Origin of the sequence: Pseudomonas sp. NFPP04 (genome assembly GCF_900113815.1) — a bacterium.
GTDB classification, from domain to species: Bacteria; Pseudomonadota; Gammaproteobacteria; order Pseudomonadales; family Pseudomonadaceae; genus Aquipseudomonas; species Aquipseudomonas extremorientalis.
In genome coordinates this window covers 59,067-75,953 of sequence record NZ_FOQS01000015.1, presented here as the reverse complement: position 1 = coordinate 75,953, position 16,887 = coordinate 59,067, and the positions used below count along the sequence as shown (strand labels likewise).

Genomic DNA, 16,887 nt, shown 5'->3' with positions numbered 1-16,887 from the left:
TCAGCGCTAGATCCTGAACTGGCCGACCAGCTGCCCCAGGCGCTGGCCCAGGTCCGCGAGGCTGCGGGAGGTCTGGGCGCCCAGCTGGGTCTCGTCGGCCACGCTGTCCACCGCCACGGCAATCTGATGCACGCTGCGGTTGATCTCTTCGGCGACGGCAGTCTGCTCTTCGGCGGCGCTGGCGATCTGGGCGTTCATCGAATTGATGGTGCCGATCAACTGCGCCATGGTGTCCAGGGACGCGCCGGCTTGGTTGGCCTGGGCCGAGGTGCCGTCGCCAGCGTCGCTGGAGCGGCGCATGGCGTCCACTGCGGCTTCGGTGCCTTTTTGCAGGCGGTCGATCATGCCCTGGATTTCCTGGGTGCTGGTCTGGGTACGGCTGGCCAGGGCGCGCACTTCGTCGGCCACCACCGCAAACCCACGCCCGGCCTCCCCGGCCCGCGCGGCTTCAATCGCGGCGTTGAGCGCAAGCAGGTTGGTCTGTTCGGCGATGGAGCGGATCACGCTGAGCACACTGACGATGGAGGCCACGTCCTGCTGCAGGCTGTCGAGGGACACGCCGCTGCTGCGGATGTCGTTCACCAGCGCATGGATCTGCGCGATGCTGCCATCCACCACGCGCTTGGCGGCCTGGCCTTCGGCGTCGGTCTGCTGGGCCGCGACCGACGCGCCCTGGGCACTGCGCGCCACTTCCTGGGCGGCCGAGGACATCTGGTTGATCGCCGTGGCAACCTGGTCGGTCTCATGGCGCTGGCGCTCCATGGCCTGTTCGGAGCGCTGGGCCTGTTCGGACACCTGGCTGACCAGGCCGGTGAGTTGGCCTGTCATCTCGGTGATCTGGCGCACCAGGCCGTGGATCTTGTCGACAAACCGGTTGAACGCGCCCGCAAGATCGCCCAGCTCGTCCTGGCTGGTGATGGCCAGGCGGCGGGTCAGGTCGCCTTCACCGGCCGCGATATCGTCGAGGTTGGCTTTCATCAGGTGCAGCGGACGCAGGATGGTATTGGCCAGCAGCATGCCCACGGCGGCGATCACCAGCAGCACCACCACGGCCACGCCGAGGATGCTCAGCAGCACGCCTTCCATGCGTTTCTCGACCTTGGCCTCGACCACCGCCACCCGGGCTTCGATGCCGTCCAGGTTCACCGAGGTACCGATGACCATGTCCCACTTGGGCAGGTATTCGGTGTAGCCCATCTTGGGCACCAGTTCGGTCTGGCCCGGTTGGGTCGAGCTGTATTGCAGGTAATGGGTGCCGTCCTTGCCCACCTTGACCAGGTCGCGGTTGACGTACACCCCGTTGGGGTCGCGGTTGTCCTTGAAGCTCTTGCCCACGCCGTCGGGGCTGTTGCCCTTGAACAGGCGGATGGTCTCGGAGTCATAGCCGAAGAAGTAGCCGTCCTTGCCGTAACTGGTGTTGGACAGCAGCTTGACCACCTCGGCGCGCGCCGCGGTATCACCGGGGGCTGCCGCGTCGTAGAGCGGCTTGATGGTGGTCATGGCCACTTCGACGTAGCTTTGCAGGGTGGCCTTGGCGTCGTTGAGCAGGCGCTGGCGGGTCTCTTCCACCTCATTGCGCGCCTGACCCTGCAGGATCCATACGGTGGTCAGGCTGATGACCACGGCAAACAACAGCACCGGCACTACGGCGAGGGACAGGACTTTGGCCTTGAGGCTCAGACGCATGGGTTTTCTCTCTTATTAGTGGCGACTTGAGAGGTTAACGGCCGCGTAGGAAGTTTCTGTAGTAAGCCCGCTGCGGTCAGAGGGTCATGGCAGCCAGCCAGCCGAATGCCAGCAACGGGAGGTTGTAGTGCAGAAAGGTTGGCACCACGGTGTCCCAGATGTGGTGATGCTGGCCGTCGATGTTCAGGCCGGAGGTGGGCCCCAGGGTCGAGTCCGAGGCCGGCGATCCGGCATCACCCAAGGCGCCGGCCGTGCCGACGATGCACACGATGGCCATGGGGCTGAAGCCCAGTTGCACGCACAGCGGCACAAAGATCGCCGCGAGGATCGGCACGGTGGAAAACGACGAGCCGATGCCCATGGTCACCAACAGCCCCACCAGCAGCATCAACAACGCCCCTACCCCACGGCTATGGCCGATGAAGGCTGCCGAGGTTTCCACCAGCGAACGCACATCGCCGGTGGCCTTGAGCACTTCGGCAAAGCCCGAGGCGGCGATCATGATGAAGCCGATCATCGCCATCATCTTCATGCCTTCGGTGAACAGGTCGTCGGTGTCGCGCCAGCGCACGATGCCCGACACCGAGAAGATCAGGAACCCGGCCAGGGCGCCGATGATCATCGAGTCCAGCCACAGCTGAATGATGAACGCCGAGGCAATCGCCAGTCCGGCTACCAGCAGGGTCAGTGGGTTGTACTGCACCGCCACCTGCTCGACCCGCTCGATCTTCTCCAGATCGTACACGCGTTTCTTGCGGTAGCTGATGAACACCGCCACCAGCAGGCCGACGACCATGCCCAGCGCTGGCAGGCTCATGGCGTGAGTGACGTTGACCTGGCTGATGTCCACGCCGCTCTTGGCCACGTTGGCCAGCAGGATCTGGTTGAGGAAGATATTGCCGAAGCCTACCGGCAGGAACATGTACGGCGTGATCAGGCCGAAGGTCATCACGCAGGCGATGAGGCGGCGGTCCAGTTGCAGCTTGGTCAGCACGTACAGCAGCGGCGGCACCAGCAATGGAATGAACGCGATGTGGATCGGCAGGATGTTCTGCGAGGCAATCGCCACCACCCAGAGCAGGCCGATCAGCAACCATTTGACGTGGCTGCCACCGCTGGCTTCCTGGCGGTCCACCAGCAGCAGGGCCTTGTCGGCCAGCGCGTGAGCCAGGCCGGACTTGGCAATCGCCACGGCGAAAGCGCCGAGCAAGGCGTAGGACAACGCCACCGTCGCCCCTCCACCCAAGCCGCCATTGAAGGCCTTGAGCGTGGCCTCGATCCCCAGGCCACCGGTCAGGCCGCCCACCAGGGCGCCGAGGATGATGGCGATGACCACATGCACGCGGGACAGGCTGAGCACCAGCATGGTACCGACCGCGGCAATGACTGCGTTAATCATGGTTACCTCAAGCAAAAAACATAAAAAAACAGGCATGCCCGCGCCCGGGCGGCCATTGGGCGGCAACCGGCGTGCAGGCTTGAAGGAGGTCTTATTAGAGGGCGCGCACTTTGCAGCAGGCGGGCGCGCATGTCAAAAAACGGCGCCGCTTTCAGGTTTAAATCGATCGTTTGAATAAAGAAAAACCTGAAACCGCCGATACAGGGGCTCTCTGTGTTTTCAGGTAAGGATGTACCGATGTCGCTCAGGCAGCTCTCCATTCAATGGAAAATCACCCTGCTCGCTGGCTTGTGCCTGCTGGGAATCGTGACCCTGCTGGTGGGTCTGTCGCTGTATCGCATGGCGCAGAGCTCGCAGCAGGTCAAGGCCTCGAGCATGCAGATGCTGGATGAAGCCGCCCAGGCGCGCATCGAAGCCCAGGGTGAGGTGCAGGCGCTGGGCATCCGTCGCCAGTTCATGGACGCCTATCAGTACGGCCATGGTTTTTCCCGCCAGGTACTGTTCCTGCGCGAGCAGGCCGAGAAGCGCTTTCTCGACGCCTTCGACACCCGCGAAGACCTGACCCGCCAGGTCAAGGCCGCGTTGCAGGCCAACCCGGATCTGCTCGGTCTGTCCCTGGTGTTCGAAGCCAATGCGCTGGACGGCAAGGATGAGCTGTTCGCCGGCCAGGCAGAGTTGGGCAGTAACGACAAGGGGCGCTTCGCCCTGTACTGGTCGCAGCCGACACCCGGCAAGCTGGAGTCAATGGCACTGCCGGAAAGCGACATGTCCGACACCCGCGTCGGCCCCAGCGGCGAAAAGGCCAATGCCTGGTTCACCTGCCCGCGCACCACGCTCAAGCCATGTGTGATCGAACCGTACTTCTACACGATCAACGGGCAAAACGTGCTGATGACCAGCATTGTCTTCCCGTTGATGGCCAACGGCAAAGTCATCGCCTCGCTGTCGGTGGACATCAACCTCAACAGTCTGCAGGCCGTGAGCCAGCAGGCCAGCCACAAGCTGTATGACGGCCAGACCCAGGTCAGCATCCTCAGCCCGACCGGTTTGCTCGCCGGCTACAGCCCCGACGCCAGCAAACTCAGCCAGCGCCTGGACCAGGTCGACACTGCCAACGGCGCACAGTTGATCAGCGCCCTGGCCGGCAGCTCGCAGATCCGCAGCCTGCGCACCGATCACCAGCTCAAGGTGCTCGCGCCGTTCGCACCGATCCCGGACGGCAAGCCGTGGGGCGTGCTGCTGGATGTGCCGGAGAAGGTCCTGGTGGCCCCCGCCGAAGCGCTGAAAAACCGACTGGATGCCGACAATGCCAAGGGCACCCTGCTGGAGCTGAGCCTGGGCCTGCTGGCCGCCGTGGTCGGCTTGATCCTGGTGTGGTTGATGGCACGTAGCGTGACCCGGCCGATCCTCGGCGTGGCGCACATGCTCGAAGACATCGCCAGCGGCGAAGGCGACCTGACCCGGCGCCTGGCCTACGACAAACAGGACGAGCTGGGCCAATTGGCTGGATGGTTCAATCGCTTCCTCGACAAGCTGCAACCGATCATCGCCGAGGTCAAACGCTCGGTGCAGGACGCCCGTGGCACCGCCGACCAGTCCGCCGCAATTGCCACTGAAACCAGCGCCGGCATGGAGCAGCAGTACCGCCAGGTCGACCAGGTGGCCACCGCCTCGCACGAAATGAGCGCCACCGCCCAGGACGTGGCCCGCAGTGCGGCGCAAGCGGCCCAGGCCGCACGCGATGCCGACCAGGCCACCCGCGACGGCCTCACCGTGATCGATCAAACCACCCGCAACATCGGGGAGTTGGCGGCGGACATGAGCACGGCCATGTCCCAGGTCGAAGGTTTGGCGGCCAACAGTGAAAAAATCGGCTCGGTGCTGGAAGTGATCCGCGGCATTGCCGAGCAGACCAACCTGTTGGCGCTCAACGCCGCCATCGAAGCAGCCCGCGCCGGTGAAGCCGGGCGTGGCTTTGCGGTAGTGGCCGATGAAGTGCGCAACCTGGCGCGACGGACCCAGGAATCGGTGGAAGAAACCCGCCTGGTCATCGAGCACCTGCAAAGCGGCACCACCGACGTGGTCGGCGCCATGGGCAACAGCTACCGCCAGGCCCAGGGCAGCGTCGAACAGGTCGGACAGGCGGTGACCGCCCTGCGCCAGATCGGCGATGCGGTAACGGTGATCAGCGACATGAACCTGCAGATCGCCAGCGCCGCCGAAGAGCAAAGCGCGGTGGCCGAGGAGATCAACAGCAACGTGGCGACCATTCGCGATGTGACCGAGTCACTGTCCGAGCAGGCCAACGAATCGGCGCGGGTGAGCCAGGCGTTGAACAGCCTGGCGAATCAGCAGCAAGGGTTGATGGATCAGTTCCGCGTCTGAAAATTCAGGGCGATCCAATGTGGGAGGGCTGGTGCGACGAGTCGATTTGCCCCCGGTTGCGGTGTATCAGCCAATCTGTTTTTTGACTGGAATACCGCCATCGGCGGCAAGCCCCCTGCCACAGGGCAGTTCGATCAACACTTTCAGGCCGCCCAGTTCAGACGCCTGCAACTGCAACACCCCGCCCCACACTTCGACAATGTCCCGCACGATCCCCAGCCCCAGGCCATGGCCATCGATCTGTTCGTCCAGGCGTGCGCCACGGCTGAACACCTGGTCTCGCTGGCTTTCAGGAATGCCGGGGCCGTCATCTTCCACCGCCAGCAGGTAATGGTGCTCAGTCTCGGTGACGCTCAGGCGCACGTCGGCATCCGCCCATTTGCAGGCGTTATCCAACAGGTTGCCGAGCAGCTCCAATAGATCTTCGCGGTCCCAGGGCAGTTGCAGGCCGGGCGCGGCGCGGTAGCTCAGGTCCAGGTGTTCGCCGTGGATCATGGTCAGGGTGGCAAGCAGGCCGGGCAGTTCTTTATCACAGTCGAACAACGCGCCGGGCAAGGTTTCCCCGGCCAGGCGGGCGCGATTGAGTTCGCGGTTGAGGCGTTGCTGTACCTGCTCCAACTGATCACGCAGCAGTTTGCTCAGCTCAGGATGTTGCTTGAGCGTCTCGCTCGATGCCGCGCTCAACAGCACCGCCAAGGGCGTCTTGAGGGCGTGGCCGAGGTTGCCCAGGGCATTGCGCGAACGCTTGAGGCTGTCTTCGGTGTGCGCCAGCAGGTGGTTGATCTGCGCCACCAGCGGCTCCAGTTCCAGGGGCACCTGGGTATCGAGTTGCGAGCGTTGCCCCTGTTGCAGCTGGGCAATCTGGTTGCGCGCGGTTTCCAGCGGGCGCAAGGCGCGGCGCACGGTCACCCGTTGCAGGATCAGCACCAGCAGCAGCGCTGCCAGGCCCAGCACCAGGCCGATCTGGCGCATCAGCCGGAAGCTTTCGCGCACCGGGGTGTAGTCCTGGGCCACGCTGATGGAAATCGATTGGCCAAACCGCTTGTAGTCCGCACGCAGCACCAGCAGTTGCTGGCCTTCCGGGCCGAGTTGCAGGTTGCCCTTCAGCCCCGCCTCGGGCAGGCGCGGCAGTTCCTGGTCCCACAATGAGCGGGAGCGCCAGTGGACGTCGGCGAAATCAATGCGGAAGTAATGCCCGGAAAAAGGCCGTTGATAGGCTGGCGACAGGCGTTGCTCATCCAGCTGCACGCCGTTCGGCCCACGCACCAGCGCCACCAGCAGGTTCTCGGCGTCGTTGCGCAAACCGGCTTCCAGGTAGCGCTGCAAGCCGGCCTCGAACAACCACAGGCTAGTCTGGGCCAGCACCACGCCGACGATCACCATCACGCTGATCAGCCCCAGGCTCAGGCGCCGCTGGATCGACCTCATGCAGGGCTGGCGCCAAACCGGTAACCCTGGCCGCGCCGGGTCTCGATCACGCTGCGGCCCAATTTGCGACGCAGATGGTTGACGTGAACTTCCAGCACATTGGAGTCGCGTTCGGTCTCACCGTCGTACAGGTGCTCGGCCAGGTGGCTTTTCGACAGGATCTGTTCGGGGTGCAGCATGAAATAGCGCAACAGGCGGAATTCGGCGGCGGTCAGCTGGATCTCATCGCCATCACGCAGCACGCATTGGCGACCTTCGTCCAGATGCAGGCCGGCCGCCTGCAACGTCGGTTGGTTCGCCTGGCCGTGGGAACGGCGCAACAGCGCCTGGATGCGCAGGTGCAGCTCTTCGGGGTGAAAGGGTTTGGCCAGGTAATCGTCGGCGCCGGCCTTGAGCCCTTCGATGCGCTCGGCCCAGGAGTCGCGGGCGGTGAGAATCAGTACCGGAACGGCCAACGCGGCGGCTCGCCATTGGGCCAGTACCTCAAGCCCAGGCAGGCCCGGCAGGCCGAGGTCGAGGATGATCAGGTCGTAGGGCTCGCTGCGGCCCTGATACACGGCATCGCGCCCATCGGCCAGCCAATCGACCGCATAGCCCTGGCGCTGCAGGCCAGCCATCAGTTCATCGGCCAAGGGTACGTTGTCTTCCACCAGCAGCAGGCGCATCAGTCTTCCTCGTCTTTGATCAGCACACCGGTGCGTGCGTCCAGCTTGATTTCGCGCACCACCCCTTCGGTGGTCACCAGTTCCACTTCATAGGCATATTGGCCGTGTTTCTTCTCCAACTCGGCCTCCAGCAGGCGCGAGCCGGGGTAACGCGCCATGGCCTGCTGCAACAATTGCTCAAGTGGCAGGATCACCCCCTGCTGGCGCAGCGCCAAGGCTTCATCCTGGTTGAGGTCGCGGGCCGCCAGGCTGGAGCAGAATGCCAAGAGCACCAGCGCCACTCGACTGCCGACGCGTAAATTTACCTTCATTACGTATCCTGATGATTCTTGAGGACCTGCCCGGTGAGCGCGTCCAATTCAACGTCCCATTCGATGCCGTGGGCATCCTCCAACTCGACCTCATACACGTACTTGCCGTAGGCCTCGTCCAGGTCGGTGTCCAGCAATGTCGAACCGGGGTGCAGGGCCAGGGCCGTGGCTTCCAGTTGATCGAAAGCGACAATAGTAACAGTGGCCGGCACTTTCAGTGGTTTGTCGGGGTCCACGGCTCGGGCCTGGGTCGCCGTGAGGGCGATGATACCGGCGGCGGCCAGCGCGGTAAGGCGCTTCATGATAAGTCTCCGTTACAGGATGTATTCCTACGCCGGCCACCGTACGCCCTGCAACTTAACTGAAACTGAATTGCCACCATGGCAATTCTCACCCAGGCCTTTGCCCCACATTCCACGAGATTTTCTATAATGCCCCGCTCGCTCGGACAGAGACCGGTATGACAGCCATCCACATCAAGTTTCCCGCCTTGACCCTCAAGGCCGGCAAACGCGCCTTTGCGCGCATTCGTGAACAAGGCCTCACGCCTGCCGAGGTGGGCATCCTGCCCGGCGCGGCCGGCGGCCCGAAGGCACTCGGCATCCAGGGCTTGGACCTGGCGCTGTTCGGCGACTGGCTGCCCCGCGCACCACGGGAACGTGCGCTGATCGGGGCCTCGATTGGCTCCTGGCGGTTTGCCAGCGCCTGCCTGCCCGACCCGGTGCAAGGCTTGCTGGACCTGGGCCGCCTGTATAACGAACAGCGTTTTGCCAAAGGCGTGACCATGGCCGAAGTCACCCAGAGCTGCCAGCGCATGCTCGACGACTTGCTCGCCGGCCGCGATGCACGGGTGCTGGACAACCCGGATTACCGCCTGAACATCATGGTGGTCAAGAGCCACGGCCTGCTGGCCGACGACCATCGCGGGCGGCTCGGGCTGGGGCTGTCATCGGTGATTGCCGATAACCTGCGCGGCCGCGCACGGCTGTCGCGGCACTTCGAACGGCTGATCATCCACGACCCGCGCCAGGCGCCACCGGTGCATCCGCTGAAGGACTTCCCCTCGCGCTTCCTGCCCCTGGAACTGGGCAACCTGCGCCAGGCACTGCTGGCGTCGGGGTCGATCCCCATGGTGATGCAAGGCGTGCGCGACCTGCCGGGCGCAGGCGCCGGCACCTACCGCGACGGCGGCCTGCTGGACTACCACCTCGACCTGCCCTACCACGGCGATGACATCGTGCTGTACCCACACTTCACCGACCGGGTCATCCCCGGCTGGTTCGACAAGGGCCTGCCGTGGCGACGCAGTAACCAGCAAGGCCTGCAGGATGTGTTGCTGCTGGCTCCCTCCAGGGACTACCTGGCCCGCCTGCCCCACGGCAAATTGCCGGACCGCAGCGACTTCAAGCGCTTCATGGGCGACGACGCGAGCCGCAACCAGTACTGGCAGACCGCGATGAGTGAAAGCCGAAGGCTGGGCGATGAGTTTCTGGAGCTGGCGGATAACGGCGGATTGGGCGAGCGACTGCAGGTCCTGTAGGCGCGGGCCGGAATCCGGCAGGGGTTTGGGGGGGTGACCACCCGATTACGTGTGAACACTGCGACTGTGGCGAGCGGGCTTGTCCCGCGTTGGGTTGCGAAGCGACCCTGGAAGGAGGAATGCGGTGAGTCAGGCACTCTTCGGCTGCTGGTCTTGGGGTTGCTTCGCGGCCCAACGCGGGGCAAGCCCGCTCGCCACAGGCAATCTTTATTCGCCGGCAAACCGGCGTGTACAGAGGGACGGTATGCGCGGCGAGGGATCAAGCTGTTAAACTCGCCGGCTGCCAGATACCTGACCGAGCTGAAAATACCGTGGAAATCTTCAAAGAGTTTACTTTCGAATCCGCCCACCGCCTGCCCCACGTACCGGAAGGCCACAAATGCGGGCGCCTGCATGGGCATTCGTTCAAGGTGGCGATCCACCTGAGCGGCGACCTGGATCCCCATACCGGCTGGATTCGCGACTTCTCGGAGATCAAGGCGATTTTCAAGCCGCTCTACGAACGCCTCGACCACAACTACCTCAATGACATCCCCGGCCTGGAAAATCCCACCAGCGAAGTGCTGGCCAAGTGGATCTGGAATGAGTTGAAACCCCTGCTGCCTGAGCTCAGTGCGATTCGTATCCACGAGACCTGCACCAGCGGTTGCATCTATCGCGGCGAATAAGCCTCCGGTAGGAAAAAGCCACCCTCGCGGTGGTTTTTTTATGCCTGGTATTGCACCCTTCGATCTGCCCGCCCTTCGCACACCGATGAGGAATGTATGGAAAACACCTGGCTGGCCCAGGCCAAACGCTTGCAGGCATTGGCCTCCACGGGCCTGCACTTCTGCACCGATGATTTCGAGCGTGAACGCCTGGAGGAAATTGCCGAGATTGCCCACAGCATGCTTGCGCAGCTGGGCAATGTGCCCCTGGAGCGTATCACCGGGTTGGTCAGCGACTTCGCCCAGCGTTACTCGACGCCGATGATCGACGTGCGCGGCGCGGTGATTGAGGGAGACCGGATTCTGCTGGTGCGCGAGTTGACCGATGGCTGCTGGGCGTTACCAGGCGGTTACGCCGATATCGGCTTGTCGGCGGCGGAAAACATCGTCAAGGAAATTCGCGAGGAAGCCGGGCTGACGGTGACGGCCCGGGCGTTGTACAGCGTCACGCACAAGGCCAAGGGCTTGTATCGGCCGGACGTACGGGATTTCTACAAGCTGTATTTCCTGTGCGAACCCGTGGATCAGTCGGCACCGATGGCAGGCTTCGAGACCACCGAGGTGGGTTTTTTCCGCCTGGACGAGCTGCCGCCGCTGTCCCGCGGGCGCACCATCGAAAGTGATCTGCAGGCAGCGTTCGCCTTCCATCGTGGCGAGACCACCCACACGCTGTTCGACTGATCCAATTTGTATCACTGCTGCACCGCTTTCGTGCCCGACTGGGCAGTGCGACCTTTCCTCAAGGCATTTGCCACCTGTTTGGCTATAAATACTGTGCACGGTGCACAGCGCCCATCGTGCGCTCGCCACTGCTGCGGGCTTGGCACGCACGGTGCAATAGGCCTGCGTCACTCATTCAGGGAGCAAGGCACATGACGCAGCAAGAACCGGGCAACGATTACCCCCTTAGCGAAGTCCCGATGCATGCGCGCAAAGGCCTGGCGTCGACCGCCATGGTGCTGTTGGGCTTTACGTTTTTTACCGCGACCATGTTTGCCGGCGGCAAGCTTGGAGTGGCGTTCAGTTTCACCGACATGCTCGGCGTCGTGGCCCTGGGTAACCTGCTGTTGGGCATCTACGCCGCAGGCCTGGGTTACATCGCGTTCAAGAGCGGGCTGAACTCGGTGTTGATGGGGCGTTTCTGCTTTGGCGAAGTGGGCAGCAAGCTCAGCGATTTGATCCTCGGCTTCACCCAGATCGGCTGGTACGCCTGGGGCACGGCCACCGCCGCAGTGGTGCTGGGCAAGTATTTCGAACTCAGCCAGGGCAGCGTGCTGGCGTTGATGGTGGTATTTGGCCTGGTGTTCTGTGCCACGGCCTACATTGGTTATCGCGGGTTGGAGATTCTGTCCTACATCGCGGTGCCGGCCATGGGCATCCTGCTGTTTCTGTCGATGTGGGTAGCCACGGTAAAGGTCGGCGGGCTGGATGGGCTGCTCGCGGTGGTGCCCACCGGTGAGTTGGACTTGTCCACGGCAATCACCCTGGTGTTCGGCACCTTTGTCAGCGGTGCGACCCAGGCCACCAACTGGACACGCTTTTCGCGCTCGGCCAAGGTGGCGGTGCTGGCCAGCCTGATCGGTTTTTTTATCGGCAACGGCTTGATGGTGCTGATCGGTGCCTACGGCGCCATCGTCTATCAGCAACCGGACGTGGTCGAAGTGTTGCTGCTGCAAGGCTTTGCCATGGCGGCAATGGCCATGTTGCTGCTCAATATCTGGAGCACCCAGGACAACACCATCTACAACTTCGCCGTGGCCGGCTGCAATCTGCTGCGCACCAAACGCCGCAAGACCGTAACCCTGGCCGGTGCGGTGATCGGCACCCTGCTGGCGTTGCTGGGCATGTACGACATGCTGGTGCCGTACCTGATTCTGCTGGGCACGGTGATCCCACCGATTGGCGGGGTGATCATGGCGGACTTCTTCTACCGCTATCGCGGCCACTATCCACGCCTGGCCGACGCACGCCTGCCAGCGTTCAACTGGCCAGGGCTGGTGGCCTACGCGGTGGGCACGGTGCTGGCGTTCAACTCGCCCTGGGTCGCGCCGTTGGTGGGTATCGTGGCCGCGTCGCTGACCTACATCGCGCTCACCGCCGTGCTGCGCGTGCGGGCACCCTTGGTTGACGCCCAGGCATGAGCCTGACCATCGCCGATGTGCTGGCCCTGCCGGGCCTGGAATCCATGCGCCTGCGCGCCGGCACCGCTGGCCTGGAGAACGGCGTACGCTGGCCCTATGTGGCGGAGAACAGCGGGATTGCCGAGTGGGTATTGGGCGGCGAGCTGGTATTCGTCACCGGGATCAACCACCCGCGCGACGAAGGCAACTTGATGCAACTGCTGGAGGAAGCCTGCGAGCATCAGGTGGCCGGGTTGGTGATCCTCACGGGGCCTGCGTACATCCAGGCGATCCCCCAGCGTTTGCTGGAGGCCGCCGAAGCCGCCGGCATGCCGCTGATCGAACAGCCCTACTCGCTGAAAATGGTGCTGGTGACCCAGGCTATTGGTTCGGCGCTGATCCAGTCCGAGCAGTTGGGTCGCTCGCGGCACGATGTGCTGGAGCGTTTGCTGACGGGCGATTATCAGTCCCTGGATTTGCTGCTGCACCGTGGCGGACAGTTGGGCCTGTCGTTGGCCGGGCATTGGCAGGTGGTGCAACTGCAGCTGGAAGGCAGTGAGTTGCTGTTTGCCCAAGGCGACGCGGCGGCGGTCGAGGTACAACTGGCGCGGCAACATGACGCCATCAACCGGCGCTTGCGCCAGGTGTCGGCGGGGTTGCCGGTACTTGGGCGGGCCGGCCAATGGACGCTGCTGCTGCCGGCCTCGGATGCCGTCGCCGCCTTGGTCAACCGCCAGCACCTGGCCAGCTGGCTCAACCCGCTGAATCTGCGACTGGCGCCGCTCAAATTGTTTATCGGCCTCAGCGCCGCCGCGCATCCACCGGCACGCCTGGCCCAGGCGCAGGATGAAGCACGCCAGGCACTGGCGGCTGCGCGGCGTTTCAGCGAGCGCGCCGGGCTGTGCGTGTACGACGAATTGGGCGTACTCAAGTTACTCAGTGGCGTGCGTGATCGCGCCCTGCTCGATCAATTCCTCCATGAACGCCTCGGCCCCTTGCTGCGCCACGACGCGCAGCATGGCCCCAGCCTGATGCCGACCCTGGAAGCCTGGTTTCACGAGAATGGTAACCTGGTGGCCGCCGCCCAGCGGCTCGCCGTGCACCGCAACACCCTGACACACCGTGTCCAGCGCATCGAAGCCTTGTGCGGGCTGACGCTGGATAATTCATATGATCGCCTGGACATCGGCATTGCGCTGATGATCTGGCGACTGTCTGCCTGATTGTTTTTAGCCAAGAGGAACTTGCCCATGCACATCATCAACGCCCGCCTGCGCAACCGTGAAGGCCTGCATGATCTGCACCTGGAACATGGCCGGATCGCCAGTATCACCGCGCAATCGACAGTACCGCACCTGGGCGCGGGGGACCTGGACGCCGCCGGCAACCTGGTGATCCCGCCCTTTGTCGAACCGCATATCCACCTCGACGCCACGCTGACCGCCGGCGAACCACGCTGGAACATGAGCGGCACCCTGTTCGAAGGCATCGAGTGCTGGGGCGAACGCAAGGCCACCATCACCCAGGAAGATACCAAGACCCGCGCCAAAAAGACTATCCAGGCCCTGGCCGCCCACGGTATCCAGCATGTACGTACCCACGTCGACGTCACTGACCCGGACCTCACCGCGCTCAAGGCCATGCTGGAAGTACGCGAGGAAAGCACACACCTGATAGACCTGCAGATCGTCGCGTTCCCCCAGGAAGGCATCGAGTCGTACCGCAATGGCCGCGAACTGATGGAAGAGGCCATCCGCCTGGGCGCCGATGTGATCGGCGGCATCCCGCACTTTGAATACACCCGCGACCAGGGCGTGAGCTCGGTGAAGTTCCTGATGGACCTGGCCGAACGCACCGGCTGCCTGGTGGATGTGCACTGCGACGAAACCGACGACCCACATTCGCGCTTTCTCGAAGTACTGGCCGAAGAGGCCCGCAGCCGCGACATGGGCGCCCGCGTCACTGCCAGCCACACCACCGCCATGGGTTCCTACGACAACGCCTACTGCGCCAAGCTCTTTCGCCTGCTGGGACATTCCGGTATCAGCTTCGTTTCCTGCCCCACCGAGAGCATTCACCTGCAAGGTCGCTTCGACAGCTTCCCAAAACGCCGTGGCGTCACCCGGGTCAACGAACTGCTCGAGGCCGGCATGAATGTGTGCTTCGGCCAAGACTCCATCGTCGATCCCTGGTACCCACTGGGCAACGGCAACATCCTGCGGGTACTCGAAGCCGGTTTGCACATCTGCCACATGCTCGGCTATCGCAACCTGCAAAGCGCCCTCGACCTGGTCACCGACAACAGCGCCAAAGCCATGGCCCTGGGTGACCGCTACGGTCTGGAGCAGGGACGCCCGGCCAACCTGTTGATCCTCTCGGCGGACAGCGACTACGAGGTGATCCGCAGTCAGGGCCTGCCGCTGTACTCGATCCGCAACGGCAAGGTGTTGATGACACGCCGGCCAGCCCAGGTAGAGTTTGCGTAAACACCTCGGTCAGACAATCGAGTCGATATCCAGCGTATGTGCCCTCCCCCTGTCGTTATCCAGAGCGGGAGGGATACGGGCGACCTGCGACAGCTCGCGATTTTCACGGTGACTGAACCAGCGCTTGAGGCTGGTTGCCAAGTGGGCACCATGGGCATGACTACCATAGACATCACGGGCTTCCAGACGGCGCCAGCGCAGGGTCGCAAGGCGCTCGCGACTGGTGTGCAAACGGTCGATTTCGGCGTTCAAGGCTTCGTTATGCTCATAACCCCGGTCGTTGGCCGCCCTTAGACGGGTCAATTCCCGACGCTTGTTGCGCAATTGCTCGCGCATGGTCTCGAGCGCACGGTCAAGCAATTCGAATTCCCTCGGCGTTACCAAGGGCCCATTGCTTTCCTGGGTTTGCTGCCAGCGCCGGAGTGTTGCCCAGGCGGCCGGAATGTAGCTGGCGGTCATGAAGTGCTGGCTGGCCTGGAACAGCTGCTTGAGCAGGTTGTCACGTTCAGGCATGTCACCGTGGAGTTGCAGCGCCCGGTTGCAACCGGCCTCCTGGATGGACTCGCAGCCGGGTTGCCACAACACCGAAGAATGGGTGCCATCCGGGAGTGTGATCGGCATGAAATGGTGTTGTTCACCATGGTGCTCGTAGGGATTGCCACCGAAACGTACCAGGCCGGCAGCGAACAGCAACCCACCCGGCGCGGGGGCGCTGAACAGCGTGACGGCACCTGGGACCCAGAGCTTGGCGGTGGTGTTCATCCATGGGGCCGGGACGCTGGGGACGGGGTCGTTGTGGTTGACGATGCGGTGGTGGACCAGGGTTGAGGCACCTGCGGTGAATTCGGAATCGGCGGCGCGGGGGGCGCCGTAGGTGTAGAGGAGGATGTTGTAGTTGGTCCCCGGCGCCCGACGCAGGCTTTCTGCCAAGAGCAAGGCAATTGCACCGCCCAGGCTATGGCCGCAGATGATTATTCTTTGGTTGGTGTGAAATTGTCTGAGGTAACTGAGTATGAAGTTGCGCATTGCCTGATAGGCTTGATAGAAACCTTCGTGCGCCTTGCCAACGCCCTCCAAAAAAGCCACTTGATGAGCATTAGCGTCCCGTAGCCCGTCAGCAGCGCTGGCTGTTCCGCGCACCGCAATCAGAATCACCTCTTCGTGATGAGTGATGAACGCCTGGGTATCAGTGCCAAATTTTTCGTCGTCGAAAAAATGCAACCGCGCAGGATGTTCTTGTTCTTCTGCCCGCTCAGGATGGTTCTGAGGGTACAACTCAGGATCGAAGGGCAGGATCTCGAATCGCCGGGAGTAAGGGACGTCTTCATAGACGGGATAGAAGCGTTGCTGCTGCTCGGAATCAACCCGCCATGCCTCGTGGAAACCCGAGAGTTTTTCAGCGAATAGATGGCCGACACTCGGATCGAAAGGAAATCGAACCTCCTCAGTCGGTGCTTGAGCGGGTTCTTGCCCGAAATTGCAGTAGCTCAAGGTTGCCATCAATGCCAATTGATAGAGGTTCAAGGCACAAAAGCTGTCTTCGCTGGAAAACAACGGGCGCAAGGCTCGCAGCGGCCGAACCTCCAGCGCGGTATGGTGGTTGGGAAACAACACGATCCCCACCAGCATCGATTGGGGCGGCCCAAAACCTAGGTCGGCGAGCATTTTCAATGCGTGTCGTCGAGGTTGATGAGTGCGCTGGGCAATCGGAGGCAAGTGGGCGACATGGCGAACCAGATCACGGACTTCAACCTGATAAAAACGGTCAGCTTTCAACTGGGCGGGGTTGCTTTCAGTCCGCCGACCATCCGAGGCAGAAAATCGGGTTTGCTCAGCACGAATCTGAAGCTCGGTGATTGGAAGTTTATAAGTCTGGCGCGACATCAGCCTCTGATACAACAGTTCTGTTCCTGAATACGGATCGTCAAAAACGAGGATTACAGGACCGCAGTAAATATTGGCTAACTGGGCGAAGCCCTCTCCATTCAGCCTGCCCTTGTACTGTTGCCCTGCACTGTCATGGACTGTGTAAGGCAATCCACCGTACGCCGTCCCAACGCCGAGTTCATCGACCAGACAAAAACTCACCCAATGCCCTCGCCATGAGCAAGCCGGCTTGCTGTCACTGAAAAAAGCCTGCTTCCGTGCATTCATCTTCAT

Annotated in this window: 14 protein-coding genes and 2 pseudogenes; 8 read left to right on the top strand and 8 right to left on the bottom strand. The window is 62.8% G+C overall.

What is annotated here, in order from left to right:
* Positions 1-6: 6 nt before the first annotated feature.
* From BM017_RS29765 to BM017_RS25365, 3 genes and pseudogenes are all read right to left on the bottom strand, one after another.
* On the bottom strand, positions 7-762 hold the full coding sequence (locus BM017_RS29765) for a methyl-accepting chemotaxis protein (RefSeq protein ID WP_371322051.1): 756 nt from the start codon (positions 760-762) through the stop codon (positions 7-9).
* Between the two features lie 102 nt (positions 763-864).
* Positions 865-1,686, bottom strand: a pseudogene (locus BM017_RS29760) (cache domain-containing protein); the annotation flags it as partial.
* Positions 1,687-1,762: 76 nt separating this feature from the next.
* Positions 1,763-3,082, bottom strand: a complete 1,320-nt coding sequence (locus BM017_RS25365) for a Na+/H+ antiporter family protein (protein ID WP_170856121.1) — start codon at positions 3,080-3,082, stop codon at positions 1,763-1,765.
* A gap of 240 nt (positions 3,083-3,322) precedes the next feature.
* Between BM017_RS25365 and BM017_RS29755 the strand changes: the two are divergent.
* A pseudogene (locus tag BM017_RS29755) lies at positions 3,323-4,612 on the top strand (HAMP domain-containing protein); the annotation flags it as partial.
* Positions 4,613-4,714: 102 nt separating this feature from the next.
* A complete protein-coding gene (locus BM017_RS29750) occupies positions 4,715-5,470 on the top strand; it encodes a methyl-accepting chemotaxis protein (RefSeq protein ID WP_371914392.1) in 756 nt (251 codons plus the stop codon).
* 66 nt (positions 5,471-5,536) lie between these two features.
* Here the strand turns inward: BM017_RS29750 and BM017_RS25355 are convergent, their stop codons facing one another.
* Genes BM017_RS25355 through BM017_RS25340 form a run of 4 tightly spaced genes read right to left on the bottom strand, consistent with a single transcriptional unit; the run spans position 5,537 to position 8,176 of the window.
* Positions 5,537-6,898: a sensor histidine kinase gene (locus tag BM017_RS25355; protein WP_092249640.1), complete on the bottom strand. Its 1,362-nt coding sequence runs from the start codon at positions 6,896-6,898 to the stop codon at positions 5,537-5,539.
* On the bottom strand, positions 6,895-7,563 hold the full coding sequence (locus tag BM017_RS25350) for a response regulator transcription factor (protein ID WP_071489687.1): 669 nt from the start codon (positions 7,561-7,563) through the stop codon (positions 6,895-6,897). The genes BM017_RS25355 and BM017_RS25350 overlap by 4 nt, the downstream gene beginning before the upstream one ends.
* Positions 7,563-7,874, bottom strand: coding sequence for a PepSY domain-containing protein (locus tag BM017_RS25345; RefSeq protein WP_071489688.1), 312 nt, complete (start codon positions 7,872-7,874; stop codon positions 7,563-7,565). Before BM017_RS25345 ends, BM017_RS25350 begins: the two co-directional genes overlap by 1 nt.
* A complete protein-coding gene (locus BM017_RS25340; protein ID WP_058425612.1) occupies positions 7,874-8,176 on the bottom strand; it encodes a PepSY domain-containing protein in 303 nt (100 codons plus the stop codon). Before BM017_RS25340 ends, BM017_RS25345 begins: the two co-directional genes overlap by 1 nt.
* A 158-nt stretch (positions 8,177-8,334) precedes the next feature.
* Here BM017_RS25340 and BM017_RS29200 point away from each other — a divergent pair, with 158 nt between their 5' ends.
* The 6 genes from BM017_RS29200 to codA all read left to right on the top strand — a co-directional run bounded on the left by BM017_RS29200 (position 8,335) and on the right by codA (position 14,727).
* Positions 8,335-9,414: a patatin-like phospholipase domain-containing protein gene (locus BM017_RS29200; protein WP_092249637.1), complete on the top strand. Its 1,080-nt coding sequence runs from the start codon at positions 8,335-8,337 to the stop codon at positions 9,412-9,414.
* A 311-nt stretch (positions 9,415-9,725) separates the two neighbouring features.
* Positions 9,726-10,082 carry a 6-carboxytetrahydropterin synthase QueD gene (gene queD, locus BM017_RS25330; protein WP_003190259.1) on the top strand — a complete coding sequence of 119 codons (357 nt, stop codon included), beginning with the start codon at positions 9,726-9,728 and terminating at the stop codon, positions 10,080-10,082.
* Between the two features lie 96 nt (positions 10,083-10,178).
* A complete protein-coding gene (locus BM017_RS25325; protein WP_092249634.1) occupies positions 10,179-10,802 on the top strand; it encodes an NUDIX hydrolase in 624 nt (207 codons plus the stop codon).
* Positions 10,803-10,993: 191 nt separating this feature from the next.
* Positions 10,994-12,262 (top strand): cytosine permease, encoded by a 1,269-nt coding sequence (gene codB / locus BM017_RS25320; protein ID WP_071489691.1) that lies wholly within the window; start codon positions 10,994-10,996, stop codon positions 12,260-12,262.
* A complete protein-coding gene (locus tag BM017_RS25315) occupies positions 12,259-13,464 on the top strand; it encodes a PucR family transcriptional regulator (protein ID WP_092249631.1) in 1,206 nt (401 codons plus the stop codon). The genes codB and BM017_RS25315 overlap by 4 nt, the downstream gene beginning before the upstream one ends.
* Before the next feature lie 27 nt (positions 13,465-13,491).
* Positions 13,492-14,727: a cytosine deaminase gene (gene codA, locus BM017_RS25310; RefSeq protein ID WP_071489693.1), complete on the top strand. Its 1,236-nt coding sequence runs from the start codon at positions 13,492-13,494 to the stop codon at positions 14,725-14,727.
* Positions 14,728-14,736: 9 nt separating this feature from the next.
* Here codA and BM017_RS25305 read toward each other — a convergent pair whose 3' ends face one another.
* Positions 14,737-16,887, bottom strand: coding sequence for a lipase family protein (locus BM017_RS25305; protein ID WP_092249628.1), 2,151 nt, complete (start codon positions 16,885-16,887; stop codon positions 14,737-14,739).

What these genes read in the sequence shown, in the direction of transcription:
- BM017_RS29765 (WP_371322051.1), bottom strand. Translation starts at nt 762, where the DNA reads ATGGAGCGCCAGCGCCATGAGACCGACCAGGTTGCCACGGCGATCAAC.
- BM017_RS29750 (WP_371914392.1), top strand. Translation starts at nt 4,715, where the DNA reads ATGGAGCAGCAGTACCGCCAGGTCGACCAGGTGGCCACCGCCTCGCAC.
- BM017_RS25355 (WP_092249640.1), bottom strand. Translation starts at nt 6,898, where the DNA reads ATGAGGTCGATCCAGCGGCGCCTGAGCCTGGGGCTGATCAGCGTGATG.
- BM017_RS25350 (WP_071489687.1), bottom strand. Translation starts at nt 7,563, where the DNA reads ATGCGCCTGCTGCTGGTGGAAGACAACGTACCCTTGGCCGATGAACTG.
- BM017_RS25345 (WP_071489688.1), bottom strand. Translation starts at nt 7,874, where the DNA reads ATGAAGGTAAATTTACGCGTCGGCAGTCGAGTGGCGCTGGTGCTCTTG.
- BM017_RS25340 (WP_058425612.1), bottom strand. Translation starts at nt 8,176, where the DNA reads ATGAAGCGCCTTACCGCGCTGGCCGCCGCCGGTATCATCGCCCTCACG.
- BM017_RS29200 (WP_092249637.1), top strand. Translation starts at nt 8,335, where the DNA reads ATGACAGCCATCCACATCAAGTTTCCCGCCTTGACCCTCAAGGCCGGC.
- BM017_RS25325 (WP_092249634.1), top strand. Translation starts at nt 10,179, where the DNA reads ATGGAAAACACCTGGCTGGCCCAGGCCAAACGCTTGCAGGCATTGGCC.
- codB (WP_071489691.1), top strand. Translation starts at nt 10,994, where the DNA reads ATGACGCAGCAAGAACCGGGCAACGATTACCCCCTTAGCGAAGTCCCG.
- BM017_RS25315 (WP_092249631.1), top strand. Translation starts at nt 12,259, where the DNA reads ATGAGCCTGACCATCGCCGATGTGCTGGCCCTGCCGGGCCTGGAATCC.
- codA (WP_071489693.1), top strand. Translation starts at nt 13,492, where the DNA reads ATGCACATCATCAACGCCCGCCTGCGCAACCGTGAAGGCCTGCATGAT.
- BM017_RS25305 (WP_092249628.1), bottom strand. Translation starts at nt 16,887, where the DNA reads ATGAAGATGAATGCACGGAAGCAGGCTTTTTTCAGTGACAGCAAGCCG.